Annotated in this window: 19 protein-coding genes and 1 tRNA gene; 16 read left to right on the plus strand and 4 right to left on the minus strand. The window is 62.3% G+C overall.

All coding sequences use genetic code 11. The features are described from left to right. Positions 1–112 precede the first annotated feature (112 nt). The 15 genes from AB5Y53_RS03540 (at position 113) to galE (ending at position 13,442) form a co-directional block, all read left to right on the plus strand. Positions 113–1,000, plus strand: a complete 888-nt coding sequence (locus tag AB5Y53_RS03540) for a MerR family transcriptional regulator (RefSeq protein WP_042864296.1) — start codon at positions 113–115, stop codon at positions 998–1,000. After that, positions 997–2,421 (plus strand): deoxyribodipyrimidine photo-lyase, encoded by a 1,425-nt coding sequence (gene phrB, locus AB5Y53_RS03545; RefSeq protein ID WP_368181133.1) that lies wholly within the window; start codon positions 997–999, stop codon positions 2,419–2,421. The genes AB5Y53_RS03540 and phrB overlap by 4 nt, the downstream gene beginning before the upstream one ends. A 1-nt stretch (position 2,422) precedes the next feature. Further along, the gene (locus AB5Y53_RS03550) at positions 2,423–2,851 is read left to right on the plus strand and encodes a nuclear transport factor 2 family protein (RefSeq protein WP_010673320.1); all 429 of its coding nucleotides are present in this window, start codon (positions 2,423–2,425) and stop codon (positions 2,849–2,851) included. After that, positions 2,848–3,582 carry an SDR family NAD(P)-dependent oxidoreductase gene (locus AB5Y53_RS03555; protein ID WP_368181134.1) on the plus strand — a complete coding sequence of 245 codons (735 nt, stop codon included), beginning with the start codon at positions 2,848–2,850 and terminating at the stop codon, positions 3,580–3,582. Before AB5Y53_RS03550 ends, AB5Y53_RS03555 begins: the two co-directional genes overlap by 4 nt. Next, a complete protein-coding gene (locus AB5Y53_RS03560) occupies positions 3,579–4,838 on the plus strand; it encodes an NAD(P)/FAD-dependent oxidoreductase (RefSeq protein ID WP_041214656.1) in 1,260 nt (419 codons plus the stop codon). The genes AB5Y53_RS03555 and AB5Y53_RS03560 overlap by 4 nt, the downstream gene beginning before the upstream one ends. Next, entirely contained in the window at positions 4,835–5,614 is a 780-nt protein-coding gene (locus AB5Y53_RS03565) for a DUF1365 domain-containing protein (RefSeq protein ID WP_042017709.1), read from the plus strand. The genes AB5Y53_RS03560 and AB5Y53_RS03565 overlap by 4 nt, the downstream gene beginning before the upstream one ends. 106 nt (positions 5,615–5,720) lie before the next feature. After that, positions 5,721–6,977: a class I SAM-dependent methyltransferase gene (locus AB5Y53_RS03570; protein ID WP_368181135.1), complete on the plus strand. Its 1,257-nt coding sequence runs from the start codon at positions 5,721–5,723 to the stop codon at positions 6,975–6,977. Positions 6,978–6,979: 2 nt separating this feature from the next. Continuing rightward, positions 6,980–7,459 carry a DUF2878 domain-containing protein gene (locus AB5Y53_RS03575; protein WP_368181136.1) on the plus strand — a complete coding sequence of 160 codons (480 nt, stop codon included), beginning with the start codon at positions 6,980–6,982 and terminating at the stop codon, positions 7,457–7,459. Further along, a complete protein-coding gene (locus tag AB5Y53_RS03580) occupies positions 7,456–7,674 on the plus strand; it encodes a TIGR02450 family Trp-rich protein (protein ID WP_010673326.1) in 219 nt (72 codons plus the stop codon). The genes AB5Y53_RS03575 and AB5Y53_RS03580 overlap by 4 nt, the downstream gene beginning before the upstream one ends. Continuing rightward, on the plus strand, positions 7,631–8,173 hold the full coding sequence (locus AB5Y53_RS03585; protein WP_069785031.1) for a chalcone isomerase family protein: 543 nt from the start codon (positions 7,631–7,633) through the stop codon (positions 8,171–8,173). Before AB5Y53_RS03580 ends, AB5Y53_RS03585 begins: the two co-directional genes overlap by 44 nt. A gap of 11 nt (positions 8,174–8,184) precedes the next feature. Next, the gene (locus tag AB5Y53_RS03590; RefSeq protein WP_368181137.1) at positions 8,185–8,727 is read left to right on the plus strand and encodes a DUF3833 domain-containing protein; all 543 of its coding nucleotides are present in this window, start codon (positions 8,185–8,187) and stop codon (positions 8,725–8,727) included. Between the two features lie 130 nt (positions 8,728–8,857). Next, on the plus strand, positions 8,858–9,325 hold the full coding sequence (locus AB5Y53_RS03595; protein WP_010673329.1) for a Dps family protein: 468 nt from the start codon (positions 8,858–8,860) through the stop codon (positions 9,323–9,325). A 236-nt stretch (positions 9,326–9,561) separates the two neighbouring features. Next, on the plus strand, positions 9,562–11,211 hold the full coding sequence (gene hcp, locus AB5Y53_RS03600) for a hydroxylamine reductase (RefSeq protein ID WP_139736627.1): 1,650 nt from the start codon (positions 9,562–9,564) through the stop codon (positions 11,209–11,211). Positions 11,212–11,311: 100 nt separating this feature from the next. Next, positions 11,312–12,331 carry an FAD-binding oxidoreductase gene (locus AB5Y53_RS03605; RefSeq protein ID WP_368181138.1) on the plus strand — a complete coding sequence of 340 codons (1,020 nt, stop codon included), beginning with the start codon at positions 11,312–11,314 and terminating at the stop codon, positions 12,329–12,331. 85 nt (positions 12,332–12,416) lie between these two features. Continuing rightward, a complete protein-coding gene (gene galE, locus AB5Y53_RS03610) occupies positions 12,417–13,442 on the plus strand; it encodes a UDP-glucose 4-epimerase GalE (protein ID WP_052816338.1) in 1,026 nt (341 codons plus the stop codon). Positions 13,443–13,616: 174 nt separating this feature from the next. On the opposite strand, the gene AB5Y53_RS03615 is transcribed toward galE, so the two are convergent. Then, on the minus strand, positions 13,617–14,366 hold the full coding sequence (locus AB5Y53_RS03615; protein WP_039041345.1) for a DsbA family protein: 750 nt from the start codon (positions 14,364–14,366) through the stop codon (positions 13,617–13,619). Positions 14,367–14,564: 198 nt separating this feature from the next. Here AB5Y53_RS03615 and AB5Y53_RS03620 point away from each other — a divergent pair. After that, positions 14,565–14,652, plus strand: a tRNA-Ser gene (locus tag AB5Y53_RS03620). A 94-nt stretch (positions 14,653–14,746) separates the two neighbouring features. Here AB5Y53_RS03620 and AB5Y53_RS03625 read toward each other — a convergent pair. From AB5Y53_RS03625 to AB5Y53_RS03635, 3 genes are all read right to left on the minus strand, one after another. After that, positions 14,747–15,442 carry a family 16 glycosylhydrolase gene (locus AB5Y53_RS03625; protein ID WP_080560416.1) on the minus strand — a complete coding sequence of 232 codons (696 nt, stop codon included), beginning with the start codon at positions 15,440–15,442 and terminating at the stop codon, positions 14,747–14,749. 240 nt (positions 15,443–15,682) lie between these two features. After that, positions 15,683–15,994, minus strand: a complete 312-nt coding sequence (locus AB5Y53_RS03630) for a PTS lactose/cellobiose transporter subunit IIA (protein ID WP_010673336.1) — start codon at positions 15,992–15,994, stop codon at positions 15,683–15,685. A gap of 10 nt (positions 15,995–16,004) precedes the next feature. Then, positions 16,005–17,384, minus strand: coding sequence for a glycoside hydrolase family 1 protein (locus tag AB5Y53_RS03635; RefSeq protein ID WP_323950440.1), 1,380 nt, complete (start codon positions 17,382–17,384; stop codon positions 16,005–16,007). Positions 17,385–17,411 lie beyond the last annotated feature (27 nt).

Genomic DNA, 17,411 nt, shown 5'->3' on the forward strand with positions numbered 1-17,411 from the left:
CCTACCTCGACCTTCATCCCGACACGCTCAAGCTGCGCTACGGGCTCTGAACCCCCTGTGCAGGCCCCGGTGGATGACCGGGGCCTCTTTCCAACGTCTGATGGACTCTCTCATGTCTGATGAATCACAAGCCGCCGCGCCTCTCCCCGACGAGGGCGTCTACCCCATTCGCGAGGTCTCCCGCCTCACCGGCGTCAACGCCGTCACCCTGCGCGCCTGGCAGCGCCGCTACGGGCTGGTGCAACCGGCCCGAACCGAGAAGGGCCATCGTCTCTACAGCGAGCAGGATATCCGCCAGATAGGCGAGATCCTGAGCTGGCTGGAGCGGGGGGTGAGCATAGGTCAGGTGAAGGGGCTGTTGAGCGAGCCCCAGAGTGCGCCGGTGAGCGATCACTGGCAGCAGACCCTGGAGCAGTTCAGCCAGGCGCTGCTCGCTTTCAACCAGCGCAAGGCGGAGGCCGAGCTTGGCGATCTGCTGGCGAGCTACCCCTTCGAGCTGGTGCGCAGCCGGGTGCTGCAGCCCCTGGTGGAGCGGCTGCTGGGGCTGTGGCGCGAGCGCCCCGATGGCGAGCTGCTGCAACAGGTGTGGCTCGGCTGGCTGCATACCCGCTTCGCCCGCCACCTCATCGAGCAGGAGAAGGGTGTCCCCGTCACCCTGGCAAGCTGGGGGCAGGTGGGGCCGCTGGATCTGGTCTGGGCTGCGTATGAGCTCATCGGTCAGGGTTATGAGGTGCAACTGCTGGGGGCGGTGGAGCCCCGCCATGCCACCTTGCTGGAGGGGCGTGCCACTCCCCCCTGGCTGATCCTGCTGGGGGCCGGGCTCGGCAAGCAGGACCAGGCCGCCGAATGGCCTGCGGGCACCCGCTTCTTTGGCGAGCTGGGACGCCTCTACGATGAGCCGTGGCGGCGTGCCCGCAACTGGCACGCCACCCTGGCAGAGGTCAGTGCGACGCCCCGCACTGCCAAGGCGAAGGGCAAGGGCGGGAGAACACCGTCATGAGGCTGGTCTGGTTTCGCAACGATCTGCGTCTGGCCGACAACCCGGCCCTGCGCCACGCCTGCGCCGGAGATGAACCGGTCGCCGCACTCTTCATCGTCTCGCCGACCCAGTGGCAGGCGCACAAGCTGGCCCCGGTCCGCCAGCGCTTCATGCTGGCACAGGTGGATGCCATGGGCCGCGAGCTGGCGGCCCTCGGCATTCCGCTTCATCTGCTGCGGGTCGAGACCTTTGCCGAGGTGCCGACGGCGCTGACGGCGCTCTGCCGGGAGCTCGGGGTGAGCCAGCTCTACGCCAACCAGGCCATCGAGATCGACGAGCTGCGCCGCGACCACGCTGTCAGCGCCGCGCTGGGGGAGCAGGGCCTGACCAGCCACTGGTTCAACGGCTGCTGCGTGCTGCCGCCCGGTCGGGTGCTGACCGGGTCGGGGGAGATGTTCAAGGTCTTCACCCCCTTCAGCCGCGCCTGGCTCAAGGCTCTCGAGGAGGATGGCTTCGTCATTCACCGTGCCCCCGCACCGCGCAGCGAGCCGTTGCCGTGGCTGCCCCTGGCCGAGCGGGAGTGGGTGGACGACGGGCTGGGGGATCTGACGCCGGACACCCGCTGGCCGGTGGGGGAGGCCGAGGCGAGCCGCCGGTTGCACGCTTTTCTGGATCAGGCGGTGCTCGATTACGGCGAGACCCGGGACTTTCCGGCGCTGGCGGGCACCTCCGTGCTCTCCCCCTATCTGGCGGCGGGCATCATCAGTGCCCGCCAGTGCGTGGGGGCGCTGCAGCAGCGTCTCGGCTACCGGCCCCTGTCGAAGGCCCAACCCGGTTTTGTCTGGCTCAATGAGCTCATCTGGCGCGAGTTCTACCGCCACTTGCTGGTGCTGATCCCGAGCCTCTCCATGAACCGCCCCTTCAAGCCGGAGACGGCGGCCCTGCCGTGGAGCTGGGATCCGGATGCCTTCGCCGCCTGGTGCGAGGGGCGCACCGGTTACCCCGTGGTCGATGCGGCCATGCGCTGCCTCAACGCCACCGGCTGGATGCACAACCGGCTGCGGATGATAGTGGCGAGCTTCCTCACCAAGGATCTCCACATCCACTGGCGGCTTGGGGAGGACTACTTCATGAGTCGGCTCATCGACGGGGATCTGGCGGCCAATAATGGTGGCTGGCAGTGGGCGGCGGGGACCGGGGCCGATGCGGCGCCCTATTTCCGGGTCTTCAACCCCACCACCCAGGGGCAACGATTTGATCCACAAGGGGAGTTCATTCGTACCTGGGTCACTGAGCTGGCGGATGTGCCTGCTGCCTATCTCCACGAGCCCCACGACTGGTTGCGGCTCAAGGGGCGGCAGGATTATCCGGCCCCCATGGTGGATCATGCCGTTGCACGGGTGAGGGCCATCGAGATGTTCCGCGAACTGGAGAAAAACTAGCATGAATGACGCGCTGGCCCGCTTTGTCATCCTCTACCTGCAATTGGACAAGCATCAGTTGCACCGCTTGCCGGAGGTCTATGCCGATGAGGTGCTCTTCATCGATCCTGCGCACCGGATAGAGGGGCTGGCCGCGCTCACCCGCTACTTTTCCTCCCTTTATGAGCGCCTTGCCCAGTGCAGTTTCGAGATAACGAGTCAGCAGCAGTCGGGCAACGAAGCCTGGCTCGCCTGGGTCATGACCTTCTCCCACCCCAGGATTGCCGGTGGCCGGGCTGTCAGGGTCGAGGGTGCCACCCGGCTGACGTTCGACTCCTGGGGCAAGGTGTGCCTGCACCGGGACTACTTCGATCTCGGGGCCATGCTCTACGAGCAGTTGCCGCTGCTGGGGCCCGTGGTACGTGCCATCAAGGGGAGGCTGGGGACATGAGCGGCCGGGTGCTGATCACCGGGGCCACCTCGGGCATCGGCCGCCAGCTGGCGCTGGATTATCGGCGCGCCGGCTGGCAGGTGTGGGGTTGTGGCCGGGACGAGGTGCGCTTGCAGTCACTGGCCGACCTGGGGATCACCCCTTTGCGATTCGATGCGCGCGACAGCGCCGCCATGGCCGGGGTGGCCGCGAGTCTGCCCGCCCTCGACCTGCTCATTCTCAATGCGGGCAACTGTGAATACATGGATCCGGCAGAAGGCTTTGACGGCGCCCTGTTTGCCCGGGTCATCGAGACCAACCTCATTGCCACCGGCAACGCCCTGGCCGCCTTGCTGCCGCGGCTGGGGGCGGGTGGACGGCTTGCCATCGTCAGCTCCTCGGTGAGCTGGCTGCCCCTGCCACGGGCGGAGGCCTATGGCGCCTCCAAGGCGGCCCTCGATTATCTGGCGGATACGTTGCGCCTGGATCTGGCCAGCAAGGGCATCGGGGTGACCCTGATCCGCCCGGGCTTCGTGCAGACGCCGCTCACCGACAAGAATGATTTTCCCATGCCCTGCCTGGTGACGGTGGAAGAGGCTTCCCGCGCCATCATGACGGGGCTTGCCGCCGGTCGCCACCAGATCCACTTTCCCCGTCGCTTCATCTGGCTGCTGCGCCTGCTCGGCGCCCTGCCGACAGGGCTCTGGCTGCGCCTTGGCCGCACACTCGTTTCGAAAGGACGCCCTTCATGAAGAAAAAGATCGCCATCGTCGGCTCCGGTATCTCCGGTCTCACCGCCGGTTTTCTGCTCCACAAGCTGCATGACATCACCCTGTTCGAGGCGGCGCCGACCCTGGGAGGCCACACCGCCACCGTGGAGGTGGAACAGGCTGGGCGCCACTATGCCATCGACACCGGCTTCATCGTCTTCAATGACCGCACCTATCCCAACTTCCTCAAATTGCTGGAGCGCATCGGGGTGGGGCGCCAACCCGCCGAGATGAGCTTCTCGGTCAAGAGTCCCGAGGGGATGGAGTACAACGGTCACAACCTCGATACCCTGTTCGCCCGGCGCCGCAATCTGCTGAGCCCGCGCTTCTATCGCTTCGTCGCCGAGATCCTGCGCTTCAACCGGGAGGCGCGGGCCTGGCTGGCCGCGCATCGCCAGCGGGAGCTGACCCCCGAGCTGACCCTGGGGGACTTCCTGCAGGCGGGGAAATTCAGCGACTATTTCGCCCGCCACTACATCCTGCCCATGGGGGCGGCCATCTGGTCCTCCACCCTGGCGGACATGCGTGCCTTCCCCTTGAGCTTCTTCCTGCGGTTTTTCGCCAACCACGGGCTGCTGGAGGTGGCGAACCGGCCCCAGTGGTATGTGATCCCGGGTGGCTCGCGAGAGTACATAGGGCCGCTCACGGCGGGCTGGCAGTCGCGCATCCGCCTCGCTACCCCGGTGGAGGCGGTGCGCCGGGTGGCGGATGGCGTCGTGGTCACCAGCCAGGGGCAGGAGGCCCATTTTGACGAGGTGATCTTCGCCTGTCACAGCGATCAGGCCCTGGCCCTGCTGGCGGATGCGAGCGACGGAGAGAGGGCCATCCTCGGGAACATGCCCTATCAGGCCAACGACGTCTGGCTGCACACCGACGCCTCTTGTCTGCCGATGCGCCGCAAGGCGTGGGCGAGCTGGAACTACCAGCTCGGTGAGGATGACGGGGCGCGCCCCCTGGTGAGCTACAACATGAACATCCTGCAGGGGGTAAGCTCCCCCGCGCCCTTCTGCGTCAGCCTCAATCCCCGTGGACGGGTGGACGAGAGCAAGGTGTTGCGCCGTTTCGTCTATCATCATCCGGTATTCAATCAGGGCTCCATCGCCGCCCAGCAGCGACGGGGCGAGATCTGTGGCCATCAGCGCACCCACTTCTGCGGGGCTTACTGGTACAACGGTTTTCACGAGGACGGGGTGCGCAGCGCCCTGGACGTGGCCAGACGCTTCGGGGCCGAGCTATGAGCGGCGCCGCAGCCTTGACGCAAGGGGACGAGGGAATGGGGGAGGGGATCAGCGCCATCTGGCAAGGCTCGGTGCGCCACCGCCGCTTCGCCCCCAGGGCCCACGCTTTTTCATACAGCCTCTTCATGCTGGGGCTGGATCTGGATGAACTGCCCGGGCTTGAGCAGGGGCGCTGGTTTGCCGTGGAGCGGGCCGGACTGCTCTCGTTTCGCCGCGAGGACTATCTGCGGGGCAGCGAAGGGCCCCTCAAGCAGGCGGTCTGGGACAAGGTGGCGGCCCTTGGGGGGGATGCGGAGCCCGGCGGGCGGGTGCTGCTCCTTGGCAACGTGCGCTGCCTCGGGTTTTATTTCAGCCCGGTCAATTTCTATTTCTGTGATCGGGCGGGGGAGACCCGCTACCTGCTGGCGGAGGTCTCCAATACCCCCTGGAACGAGCGCCACTACTACCTGCTGGATCTTGCGGCGCTCTCCCCCCATGACAAGGATTTTCATGTCTCCCCCTTCATGGGACTGGGGATGCGCTACCACTGGCGCATCCGGGCGCCGAAAGAGGAGGCGCTGATCCATATCGAGAGCCACCCCGTATCCGGTGAGAGCAAGCTGTTTGACGCCACCCTGGCCCTGCGCCGCGCGCCGCTGTCGCGCAAGGGGCTGGCGGCGCTGCTGGCTCGCTGGCCCTGGATGACCCTGAAGGTGCTGCTCGGGATCTACTGGCAGGCCCTGCGCCTTTTTATCAAACGCACCCCCGTCTTCACCCATCCGGAGAGCCGCCCGTGACGCTGACACACCCGCTTAATTCCGCTTCCTGGTGTTGTCAGCAGCCCATGGTGCGGGTTCATCCCAACCGAACGACCCCACTCTTGACCCATTCGGAGAGCCGCTAATGGAACTTGCTCAATCAACCCTCTCTGCCTCTTTCATCGACAAGGGGGCCAAGCAACTGCTGCTCAAATTGCTGGCGCGCCTTGAGCAGGGCCAGCTGGTGCTCCACGACGGCAGCGAGTGTCACCGTTTCGGCAAGGCGGGCAGCGACCTGCATGCCGAGCTGGTGGTGCAGGATCCGGCGTTTTATCGCCGCCTGCTGCTGGGGGGCAGCATCGCCGCAGGAGAGACCTGGGTGGAGGGTCTCTGGACCAGCCCGGAGCCGGTGGCACTGGTGCGCCTGCTGGCCCGCAATCTGCCGCTGCTCGACGCCCTGGAACGGCGCCTCGGCTGGCTCAGCTTCCCGTTCAACAAGGTGCGCCACTGGTTCAATCGCAATACCCTGACCGGTTCGCGCGCCAACATCGCCGCCCACTATGACCTTGGCAACACCCTCTATCAGGGCTTTCTCGACAGCCACATGCAGTATTCGAGCGCCATCTATCCCCACCCGGATGCCACCCTGGAGGAGGGGCAGCAGGCCAAGCTGCGCACCATCTGTGAGCGGCTTGAGCTTGGGCCGGACGACCATCTGCTGGAGATAGGCACCGGCTGGGGCGGTCTCGCCGTCTATGCGGCCCGTCACTACGGCTGCCGGGTCACCACCACTACCATCTCCCAGGCCCAGCACGACTATGCCAAGGCGTGGATCGAGCGGGAGGGGCTGGGAGATCGCATTACCTTGCTGCTGGAGGATTACCGCAAGCTGGAGGGACGCTATGACAAGCTGGTCTCAATCGAGATGATCGAGGCGGTGGGGCACGCCTTCCTGCCCGACTATTTCCGCCAGTTGTCGCGCCTGCTCAAGCCCGGCGGACGCCTGCTGATCCAGGCCATCACCATCGCCGATCAGCGCCACGCCCAGTATCTGCGCGGGGTGGACTTCATCCAGCGCTACATCTTCCCGGGAGGCTGCCTGCCCTGCGTCTCCCAGATGGCGGGTCTGCTGGCGCGGGAGACCGACATGCAGCTGGTACGGCTGCACGATCACGGCCACCACTATGCCCGTACCCTGGCCCACTGGTGCGAACGCTTCCTGGCGCTTGCCCCGGAGCTGCCCAAGCTCGGTTACAGCCAGGATTTCATCCGGCTCTGGCACTTCTACTTCGCCTACTGTGAAGGGGGATTCTGGGAGCGGGCCATCAGCCTGGTGCAACTGGAGGCTGCCAAGCCGGGGCCTCATGGCTGGTCCGGGGACTTGCCGGCAAGCGGTCGCTGATCATGTGGCAGTGGGCCCACCTGCTGGGGTTCAACCTCTACTGGTTGCTGGCGGTGACATGGCAGCAACCGGGCCCGCTGCTCGGGATGCTGCTGCTCCATTTCATCTTCTCCCCCTGCTGTGGGCAGGACTGGCGCCTCATCCCGGTCGCCCTGGCAGGCTGCCTGCTCGACATCCTGCTCTGGCGCCTCGGCCTGTTTCACTTTCCGTCCGGTTTTCCGCTCTGGCTGTTGCTGCTCTGGTGCGGTTTCGCCCTGACCCTCTCCCACGGCCTTCGCTGGCTTCGCCCCTTGCCGCGCTGGCAACAGGGGCTGTTCGGCATGGTGGGGGGGGCCTCCTCCTATATGGCGGGGGCCGCCATGGGGGCAGTAAACTTACCCTGGGGCATCTGGACAAGCGCAGTGCTGCTGGCGGTGATCTGGATGTGGTGGTTACCCGTACTCCTGTGGGTAACGGTCAAGCTGGAGGGTGAGACGAGATGAACACCTTTTCGACCGACACCTTGTTGTTTTCCAAGTGGACCAGGGATGGCCAGTGCGAGCTGGCCGAACGTTTCTACCTGGTGGTGGCCTGCCAGCGCGATGCCCAGGGGCATCTGGCGAGCGTGGTGATGCAGGATATCAACACCCTGCAGGAACAGGAGATGGACTGGCATGAACTGGAGGATCCCGCCCGTTGGCACATGGGGTGGAACTAGCCTGCTGCTGGCGGCCTTGAGCCTGCCATTGTTTGCGACCGCCCAGAGCGTTGCCGCCCCCTGGCAGGGGCTGCGCACCGTGGGACAGGGGGAGATGCGCTGGCTCTGGTTCAAGCTCTATGACGCCACCCTCTACAGCGAGAGCGGCCGCTATCAGCCGGGGCGCTACCCGCAGGCCCTCAGCATTACCTACGCGAGGGCCATCGAGCGCCAGGATTTGCTGGAGGCGACCGCCGCCGAGTGGCAGCGGCTCGGCCTTGGCAGCGAGAGTGAGCGCCAACGCTGGCTGGCTCGACTGGCCACGCTCTGGCCGGATGTCGCCCCCGGCGACAAGCTGGTTTTTTATGTGGACGAGCAGGGGGCGGGCCACTTCTGGTTGCGAGATCGCCTCCTTGGCTCTCTCGATGATCCCGCCTTCGCCCCCGCGTTTCTTGCTATCTGGCTGACTGACGACAGCCGGGATCCCGCTCTGACCCGCCGCCTGCGCGGCCAATCCTGATGGAGTATTCCATGAAGTTCTCTTCTTGGTGGCGTCTTGCCTGGTTGCTGCCCCTGCTGTGGCTCTCTGGTTGCGGCGCGGGTCTTGACGATTATCGCGGCTCCCGGCCGGGTTGGGATCTCGCCCGTTTCTTCAATGGCAAGCTGGTGGCCCATGGCCTGGTGACGGACCGCAGCGGCGAAGTGACCAGTCGCTTTCGGGTCGAGATGCAGGGGCACTGGCGAGAGGGCAAGGGGGAGCTGTTCGAGCAGTTCTACTTTGATGATGGCCGTCGGCAGACCCGCACCTGGTTCTTGAGCAAGGGGGCGGATGGCCACTGGCGCGGCACGGCTTCAGACGTGGTGGGGGAGGCGGTAGGCAAGACAGCGGGCTTTGCCCTCAATTGGCGTTATCAACTCGATCTGGCTCTGCCGGATGAGGGAGTGGTGAGGGTGAGCTTTGATGACTGGATGTATCTGCTGGACGACGACCGCCTGATCAACCGCGCGAAGATCAGCAAGTTCGGCATTCATCTCGGCGAGGTGATCCTCTATATCGAACGGCTTGAGCAATGAAAGCCGGTGCATTTTTTGCCGACGATAGCCATTGGCTATGAATCGGCAAGGCACAGACGATTGTCCTTTGAGTCTGCTTCTGGATAAGCTGACTCCATTCCCGATAATGCTTACCACCTGGAGGTGAATCATGAAGAGCCCCATTGGTCTTGATACCGTTCAATCACAAGCCCTGGCCGCCGAGCTCAACAAGCTGCTGGCCAGCTACCAGATCCTCTACATGAACGTCCGTGGCTTCCACTGGAACATCCGCGGCAACCAGTTCTTCGAGCTGCACCTGAAATTCGAAGAGATCTACAACGACCTGCTGCTGAAAGTCGATGCCCTGGCCGAACGCATTCTGACCCTGGATGGGGTGCCCCTGCACAGCTTCAGCGACTACATCCAGGTGTCTGCCATCCCCGAGCAGAAGGGGTTGCATGACGGTCGTGCCTGCGTGGAATCCCTGCTGGCGAGCTTCCGCGAACTGCTGGTTGCCCAGCGCCGCATCCTGGGTCAGGCCGCCGATGCCGGTGATGAAGGGACTGCGTCCATCCTCTCCGACTATGTGCAGCAGCAGGAGAAACTGGTCTGGATGCTGCGCGCCTATCTGGCCTGATGAACCTGGGGCCGGCTGCCCATGCCCCGGCCCGTATCATTGCCCCTGTTGTTGCAAACCCGAGTTGTCTCTCCTTGATTTCCCACCCGCTTGCCGCCCGATTTGGGCGGCTTTTTTCTATTTGATCTGCATCAATGAAATGTTAATTGGTAAATTGAATGCCTATTAAGTTTTCCAGGAGGGGAATAGAATCGCCACAAAACAGATAACTGAAATGTCCAATTAGGAGAGACATGATGTTTTGTGTGCAATGTGAACAGACTATTCGTACCCCGGCAGGCAACGGCTGCGCCTATGCACAAGGCATGTGCGGCAAGACGGCGGAAACTTCCGACCTGCAGGATGTGCTGATCTATACCCTGCAAGGGCTCAGCGCCTGGGCCCTGGCGGCCCGCGAGCACGGCATCGTCGACAGCGAAATAGACGCTTTCGTGCCCAAGGCGTTCTTTGCCACCCTCACCAACGTCAACTTCGACTCCGCTCGCATCGTCGCCTACGTCAACCAGGCGCTGGCCTATCGCCAGCAACTGGCCGCCAAGCTGGCACCGCTGGCGGTGCAGGCCGACACACTGCCCGCCGCAGCCAGCTTCGAGCCGGGTGCCGATCTGCTGGCCCAGCTTGCCCAGGCGCCGCAGACCGCGGTCAACCGGGGCAAGAACGAGGTCAACGAAGACATCATGGGGCTGCGCCTGCTCTGCCTCTACGGCCTCAAGGGTGCCGCCGCCTACATGGAACACGCCCGGGTGCTGGATCAGCAGGATGCCGGGGTCGCCGCCGAATTCCATCGCATCATGAGCTGGCTCGGCACGGATCCCTGCGATCTGGATCCCCTGTTCAAGTGCGCCATGGATATTGGCCTGCTGAACTTCAAGATCATGGAGATGCTGGATCTCGGTGAAACCACCGCCTTCGGCCACCCCGAGCCGACCCAGGTACGCGTCACTCCGGTACCGGGCAAGTGCATCCTGGTCTCCGGCCACGACATGGTGGATCTCAAGCTCATCCTGGAGCAGACCAGGGGCACTGGCATCAACGTCTACACCCATGGCGAGATGCTGCCGGCCCTGGCCTACCCCTTCTTCAAGCAGTACCCGCACCTGGTGGGTAACTATGGCTCCGCCTGGCAGAACCAGCAGAAGGAGTTTGCCAACTTCCCGGGCGCCGTGGTGATGACCTCCAACTGCATCATCGACCCGAACGTGGGCAACTACTCGGATCGCATCTTCACCCGCTCTATCGTCGGCTGGCCCGGTGTGACCCACCTGGAAGGGGAAGATTTCTCCGCTGTTATCGCCAAGGCGCAAGCGCTGGAAGGCTTCAAGCACGTTGAGCTCGAGCACTTCATCACCATCGGTTTTGCCCGCAACGCCCTGATGCAGGCCGCTCCTGCGGTGATCGACAAGGTCAAGGCTGGCGAAATCAGCCACTTCTTCCTGGTGGGGGGATGTGACGGTGACCGTGCCGAGCGCGCCTACTACACCGAGTTTGCCAAGGCGATCCCGCAGGACAGCCTGCTGCTGACCCTGGGCTGCGGCAAGTACAAGTTCAACAAGCTCGATTTCGGCGACATCGGCGGCATTCCCCGTCTGCTGGACGTGGGTCAGTGCAATGATGCCTACTCCGCCATCCAGCTGGCCCTGGCGCTCGCCGACGCGTTCGAGTGCGGCGTCAACGATCTGCCCCTGACCCTGGTGCTCTCCTGGTTTGAGCAAAAAGCCATCGTCATTTTGCTCACCCTGCTGGCGCTCGGTGTGAAGGACATCCGCACCGGCCCGACCGCCCCGGCCTTCCTCACCCCGGCCCTGCTCAAGGTGCTGGAGGAGCAGTTCGGCCTGAAAGGCACCACCACGGCAGACGCGGATCTCGCCGAGATCCTGGCGGCCTGAGCAAAGATACAGCCTTACACGCTCAGCATGTTGTAAGCCTTTGGCGAGCCTGATGGCTCGCCTTTTTTCAACGCTATTTCCGAGCAAGAGGAGCCTTGCGATGACCTCCACCTCTTTGAGCCTGCGCTGTATAGCCCGCCGGGCAGAGACCCACGACGTGGCGAGCTGGCAATTTGAACCCCTGGCTGGCAACCTGCCCTCCGTGCTGGCCGGCCAGTGCATCACCCTGCACACGATGATTGACGACAAGCCCCACTGCCGCGCCTACACCCTCTCCTCCAGCCCGCAGGATCCTTTCTGGCAGGTCACCATCAAGGATGTGGGGCTGGTCTCTCACCATCTGCACCAGAGCCTGCAAGTGGGGGACGAGATCCGGGTAGACGGCCCCTTCGGCGACTTCCACCTGACTGCTTTGCCCTGCGAGCGGCCGCTGCTGCTCAGCGCCGGCTCCGGCATCACCCCCATGTGGGCCATGCTGCGGGACGAGCTCGCCAAGCGGCCGGACGCAGATATCCGCTTTATTCACAGCGCCAGAACCCCCGGGGATGTGATCTTCGCAAGGGAACTGGCTTCGCTGGCCGAGGCTCATGCCGGCGTGCGCCATGCTTTAGTGCTGGAGAAAGTAGGGGAAGAGGCGCCAACGGCGCATCCTTGGGTTGGCCGGCTCACACCGGACATGTTGAGGGAACTGGCGCCAGACCTGCTCGCACGCCACGTCTATCTGTGCGGGCCCGCCCCCTATATGGAGGTGGTGAGCGAGATGCTGGCCGGGCTCGGGCTGCCCGCCGGGCAGTTGCATCAGGAGTCGTTCGGCCTGCCTGCTGCTGCATCGGGCTCGGCGCCAGTTGCGGCCGGCAGCGACCACTTCTGGCTGACCCTCAAAAAGAGCGGCAAGAAAGTGAAGATACTGCCTGGCCAGACCCTGCTGGCAGCACTGGAGGGGGCGGGGGAGACCATGATGGCCGCTTGCCGCGCCGGGGTGTGCGGCGCCTGTCGCTGCACCACGGAAGGCGAAATCGAGCGCCAGAGCGTGATGACCCTGAGCGCGCAGGACCTCGAGAACGGGGTGGCGCTGGCCTGTTCCTGCACCGCCAGCGGGGATGTGAGCCTGGAGTATTGACGGGCGTCATTGGTATCCCGAGCTTTTCCCGGGCGGGTCGTGCGGGTAGACTCAACCCCAGTTTCAGCAAAGTACGGGATAAAAAATGACAATTCTGGTGACGGGGGGAGCCGGTTACATCGGTTCCCACACCCTGGTCGAGCTGCTTGGTACCGGGCAGCAGGTCGTAGTACTGGACAACCTCTCCAACGCTTCCCCCGAATCGCTCAAACGGGTCGAGCGGATCACCGGCAAGCCGGTCACCTTCGTGGAAGGGGACATTCTGGACAGAGCCTGCCTGCAGCGGCTGTTTGCCGAGCACAGGATAGTATCCGTGATCCACTTCGCCGGCCTCAAGGCGGTGGGGGAATCCGGCCAGATCCCGCTCACCTACTATCAGAACAACGTGACCGGCACCCTGGTGCTGTGCGAAGAGATGGCCAGGGCCGGCGTGTTCCGGCTGGTGTTCAGCTCCTCGGCCACCGTTTATGGGGATCCGGCCTCGGTACCCCTGCGGGAAGATTTCCCCACCAGCGCCACCAACCCCTATGGCCGCTCCAAGCTGATGGTCGAAGAGATCCTGCGTGACCTCTCCAAATCCGATCCTCGCTGGGCCATCGTGCTGCTGCGCTACTTCAACCCGGTGGGGGCTCACGAGAGCGGCCTCATCGGTGAAGATCCCAACGGCATCCCCAACAACCTGCTGCCTTACATCAGTCAGGTCGGCGTGGGCAAGCTCAAGGAGCTGGGGGTCTTTGGCAACGACTACCCGACGCCGGACGGCACCGGGGTGCGCGACTATATCCACGTGGTGGATCTCGCCATCGGTCACCTCAAAGCGTTGGCCCGCATCAAGAGTGATACCGGCGTCTTCACCTATAACCTCGGCACCGGTCAGGGCTATTCCGTGCTGGAGATGGTCAAGGCGTTCGAGGCAGCCAGTGGCCGTGCCATTCCCTACCAGATCAAGCCCCGTCGCCCCGGCGACATTGCCGAGTGCTGGGCTGAACCGGCCCTGGCCCGTGACGAGCTGGGCTGGCAGGCTGAGCGGGGTCTGGAGCAGATGATGATCGATACTTGGCGCTGGCAAAGCCAGAACCCGAACGGTTATGGCCCTGCTGCGAAGCCGTGATCAAGGGTCATGGGCTGCTCAGGAACCTCATTTATTCATATAAACTCGGGTCCCAGCGCTGCTCTTCGCCTTGCTGACAGCTTCTCGCGACGGCCCATCAGGCCTGATGGTTTGCAGCCTGAATAGCAAAACGCCCCGGCATGCCGGGGCGTTTTTTCATGAACAGCGCGCGGGTTACTGAATGCTCTTGCCGGCGCGGACATCCTTGATGATGGCCTTGAGGCTGGCCAGATCCCGCGGTGCGCCGCGCAGGATCTGATCGCCGATGATAAAGGCCGGGGTGCCGGAAATGGCCATGGCTTCTGCCAGCGCCCGGTTGGTACCCAGATTCTGATCGATGCTGCCGTCCTTGATCTTCGCCTCTACCTTGCTCCAGTCCACGCCGGCGGCCCTGGCGACGTCTTTCACCTGGGCTTCATCGGAGAGGGGCCCCTGATGGGCGTACAGCTTGTCGTGGAAGGCCTGGTATTTGTCGGGCTGGCCGAGCTTCACCGCCAGCGCCGCGCGGGCGGCGTAGTAGGAGGTTTCGCTCAGGATGGGGAACTGCTTGTAGATGTAGCGGATCTCCTTGTCCTCGGAGAGCAGTTGCTGAATGAGGGGATGAGCGCGCTTGCAGTAGCCGCAGTTGTAGTCGAAGAACTCCACCACCGTCAGGCTGCCCTTGGGATTGCCGCTCTCGGGATCCTGGTTGGCGAAGAGCTGCTTGGCATGGGCTTCAATCAGCGTCTTGTCGTTCTCGGCCTGCTGGCTCTCCTGCTTGGCACGCAGGGCGTTGGACATCTCGACCAGGATCTCCGGATTCTTGACCAGATAGTCGCGCACGATCTGCTCGACATCGCTCTTGGTCAGCTCGCTCGCCTGCACGGGCGCCGCAAGCAGGGTCGCGCCGGTCAGGGCGGCGAACAGGGCATGTTTGATTCTCATAAGTCCATCTTGCTGGGGATGTGGTAGTGGCCCCTATAGTGGGTGAGTCTGTTTTCAAGTCAAGCCATCCGCTTGAAAAAGCACGGTTTGCAGCGGTTTTGCCGGTTTTGTGCGCCAGATAGCCCAATAAATGGGCAAACAAACGGAGTGGGGATTTACAAGGGCTGGGGGCATGGGTAATATGCGTCGCACTGCTGCGGAGGGGTGGCAGAGCGGCTGAATGCACCGGTCTTGAAAACCGGCGATGGGCGACCATCCGTGGGTTCAAATCCCACCTCCTCCGCCATCTATATAGCCCAACTGATTTATTCAGTTGGGCTTTTTTGTGTCTTCGGTTTTGGGTATGCCGCCGTGTGTCCGGATTTAGTTGACCATCGCGATCATTCCCAGGGCGTCACATTGGCGTACTTGTATTTGGCGTAGACGGGCTGGCCGTTGTAGGAACTGGGCGGGAAGCTCGGGTTGGCGCTGATCCAGTTATTCACAAACGTCTGCATCCAGCTGGTGACGGGGCGGCTCTCGCGGCGCACGCTCACCCATTTGTTCTGGGTGCGGCTGAAGACCTGCCAGGTGACTCCCGCCTCGTCGATGTTGAAGGCGTAGCGCTCCATGTTCCAGATGGAGATACCGTACTTGCCCAGGTCGATGTCCTGGGGATACTGACGCCCCTGGATCCAGACGTTGGTATGGAGCAGGTTGGTGCCCCCCATCAGCTCGATGTCGACTTCATAGTGAGAGCTGGTGCCTGCATCTCCGGTATAGGTAAAGAAGGAGCTGATGGTGCCGGGCACCGATCCTGCCTGCATCTGCACCTCATAACGACCCTTGCGGGTGTAGTTGTAGGTTCGCAGCTCAGCACAGCTCTTGTTCCCTTTGTCGGATTTCGCATGGAGGATGGCCGTGCCGGACTCCATCCAGACGTTGGCGGCGCGCCAGGTGCAGTCGAATTCTGACCCGCCATTGCGCCAACCATCAGAGACCTGCCAATCCTGATTGCTCCACCACCATGCCGATGCCTGAGTGGAATATAATCCTCCCGCCATCAGCAATACTGACATCAGTCCAAGTTTACGCATATTATCCACATTCCTGTGTGTTTATTAATGAGTGTTTTATTGATGACTACAAGCAGCACCAGAATAGCCATAAACAGATATTGAAACTTATACTGGTATCGCGTCATGACAGTTTCATATTTTTGAAATTGCCTGAAAAAGGTATGAAAGACATGACGGCTGGCTGGTATAACCAGAATAAAAAAAGCCACCGTATATAACGGTGGCAAAAGCACGGACTCCCGATCCGATGAGTTAAAGTCAGCTGGCTTGGCGGCGATAGATCTCGACCAGCTCGGTGGCCAGTTCGCGGCACAGAATGGAGGTCATCAGGTGATCCTGGGCATGTACCATGACCAGTGTCATCTTGGTCTTGCCTTCGCCCTCATCGGCTTCAATCAGTTTGGTTTGTACGGCATGGGCAGCCTTCCCCGCGTCGGTGGCCTGGAGCAGCAAGGCATCCGCTTCGCTGAACTGGCCAGCACGAGCCTGACGCAGGGCTTCGAAACAGAGACTGCGAGATTGGCCGGCATTGACGATGATGCCCATGACTGCTTCTTCAAGATCCATCATTTATGACTCCTTAAAATCCATTATTACGAGAGACGTTGGCGAACCATTCACCACTTTTCTTGACGGTGCGCTGCTGGCTTTCCAAATCAAGGCTGATGAATCCATAACGGTTCTTGTAGGCATTCATCCAGGACCAGTTGTCAATAAAGGTCCACAGGTGATAACCACGGCAATTACTTCCTTCGGCAATGGCGGTATGAATCCACTGGAGGTGGCCGCGAATGAAGTCGATACGATAATCGTCTTTTACCTGACCATCTTCACCAATGAATCTGTGCTCCCCTTCGACACCCATACCATTTTCGGAGATATAGCTTGGGATATTTCCATAGTTATCTCGCAGGTTGATCAATATGTCATAAATACCGCGCTCATATATTTCCCAGCCGCGATAAGGGTTCATTTTGCGGCCTGGCATCTCGTAATTCTCGAAGAACCAGTCAGGCAGGAAAGGGGAGTCCGGGTTGATGGCCGTCATGCGTGCCTTCACTCGCCGCGGCTGGTAGTAGTTGATGCCGAGCAGATCGATCTTGCCGGCGGCCAGCAGTTCGCAGTCGCCGCTTTGCACAACTGGCATCTGATCGTGCTCGCGCAGGATATCGATCAGCTCCTGGGGATAAACCCCCTTCACCGCAGGATCGAGGAAGGCGCGGTTGAAGAACAGGTCGGCAATGAACGAGGCCTTCAAGTCTGCCGGGTTTGAAGAGCGCGGATAGGAGGGGGTCAGGTTCAGGACGATGCCGATCTGGCCGGGCAGAGAAAGTGTGCGGTAACGCTTCACCGCCAGACTGTGGGCCAGCATCATGTGATAGGCCACCTGGGCTGCCCGTTTGAAGTCCATCTGGTTCGGGTAATGGAAGTCATACAGATACCCTCCTTCCACTACCACAACGGGTTCATTGAAGGTCATCCAGCAGGCGACGCGATCACCGAACAGTTTGAAGCAGATCGCTGCGTACTCGGCATAAGCCGCCACGGTTTCGCGGCTCTCCCAGCCCCCCTGCTCCTGCCAGTACATCGGCATGTCGAAGTGGAACAGGCCGATGAAGGGTTTGATCCCCTTGGCCAGCAGCTCATCGATAACCTTGTTGTAGAAGTCGACGGCCTCCTGGTTGACGGTGTGGCCATCCGGCAGCAACCGGGCCCAGGAGATGGATGTGCGGAAGCTGTTGTGGCCAATCTGTTCCATCAATGCGATGTCTTCACGATAACGATCGTAGAAGGTGGAGGTGTTGGCCGGGCCAACCTGACCATGGAAACGGTGTGGCTCCGTCTCGAACCAGTGATCCCAGATAGTCGGTGCCTTGCCGCCCACATTGGCAGCCCCTTCCGATTGTGCGGCCGACGAGGCGCTACCCCACCAGAAGCCTTCGGGGAATGTATATTGCATTGCAGTTTCCTCTTGATGACCGGCGTG

This window comes from Aeromonas sp. R7-5, assembly GCF_040908015.1.
In the GTDB taxonomy this organism is placed as follows: Bacteria; Pseudomonadota; Gammaproteobacteria; order Enterobacterales; family Aeromonadaceae; genus Aeromonas; species Aeromonas caviae.

Bases quoted from the DNA above. Each gene is read 5' to 3' on its own strand.
- AB5Y53_RS03540 (WP_042864296.1), top strand. From the start codon at position 113: ATGTCTGATGAATCACAAGCCGCCGCGCCTCTCCCCGACGAGGGCGTC.
- phrB (WP_368181133.1), top strand. From the start codon at position 997: ATGAGGCTGGTCTGGTTTCGCAACGATCTGCGTCTGGCCGACAACCCG.
- AB5Y53_RS03550 (WP_010673320.1), top strand. From the start codon at position 2,423: ATGAATGACGCGCTGGCCCGCTTTGTCATCCTCTACCTGCAATTGGAC.
- AB5Y53_RS03555 (WP_368181134.1), top strand. From the start codon at position 2,848: ATGAGCGGCCGGGTGCTGATCACCGGGGCCACCTCGGGCATCGGCCGC.
- AB5Y53_RS03560 (WP_041214656.1), top strand. From the start codon at position 3,579: ATGAAGAAAAAGATCGCCATCGTCGGCTCCGGTATCTCCGGTCTCACC.
- AB5Y53_RS03565 (WP_042017709.1), top strand. From the start codon at position 4,835: ATGAGCGGCGCCGCAGCCTTGACGCAAGGGGACGAGGGAATGGGGGAG.
- AB5Y53_RS03570 (WP_368181135.1), top strand. From the start codon at position 5,721: ATGGAACTTGCTCAATCAACCCTCTCTGCCTCTTTCATCGACAAGGGG.
- AB5Y53_RS03575 (WP_368181136.1), top strand. From the start codon at position 6,980: ATGTGGCAGTGGGCCCACCTGCTGGGGTTCAACCTCTACTGGTTGCTG.
- AB5Y53_RS03580 (WP_010673326.1), top strand. From the start codon at position 7,456: ATGAACACCTTTTCGACCGACACCTTGTTGTTTTCCAAGTGGACCAGG.
- AB5Y53_RS03585 (WP_069785031.1), top strand. From the start codon at position 7,631: ATGAACTGGAGGATCCCGCCCGTTGGCACATGGGGTGGAACTAGCCTG.
- AB5Y53_RS03590 (WP_368181137.1), top strand. From the start codon at position 8,185: ATGAAGTTCTCTTCTTGGTGGCGTCTTGCCTGGTTGCTGCCCCTGCTG.
- AB5Y53_RS03595 (WP_010673329.1), top strand. From the start codon at position 8,858: ATGAAGAGCCCCATTGGTCTTGATACCGTTCAATCACAAGCCCTGGCC.
- hcp (WP_139736627.1), top strand. From the start codon at position 9,562: ATGTTTTGTGTGCAATGTGAACAGACTATTCGTACCCCGGCAGGCAAC.
- AB5Y53_RS03605 (WP_368181138.1), top strand. From the start codon at position 11,312: ATGACCTCCACCTCTTTGAGCCTGCGCTGTATAGCCCGCCGGGCAGAG.
- galE (WP_052816338.1), top strand. From the start codon at position 12,417: ATGACAATTCTGGTGACGGGGGGAGCCGGTTACATCGGTTCCCACACC.
- AB5Y53_RS03615 (WP_039041345.1), bottom strand. From the start codon at position 14,366: ATGAGAATCAAACATGCCCTGTTCGCCGCCCTGACCGGCGCGACCCTG.
- AB5Y53_RS03625 (WP_080560416.1), bottom strand. From the start codon at position 15,442: ATGCGTAAACTTGGACTGATGTCAGTATTGCTGATGGCGGGAGGATTA.
- AB5Y53_RS03630 (WP_010673336.1), bottom strand. From the start codon at position 15,994: ATGATGGATCTTGAAGAAGCAGTCATGGGCATCATCGTCAATGCCGGC.
- AB5Y53_RS03635 (WP_323950440.1), bottom strand. From the start codon at position 17,384: ATGCAATATACATTCCCCGAAGGCTTCTGGTGGGGTAGCGCCTCGTCG.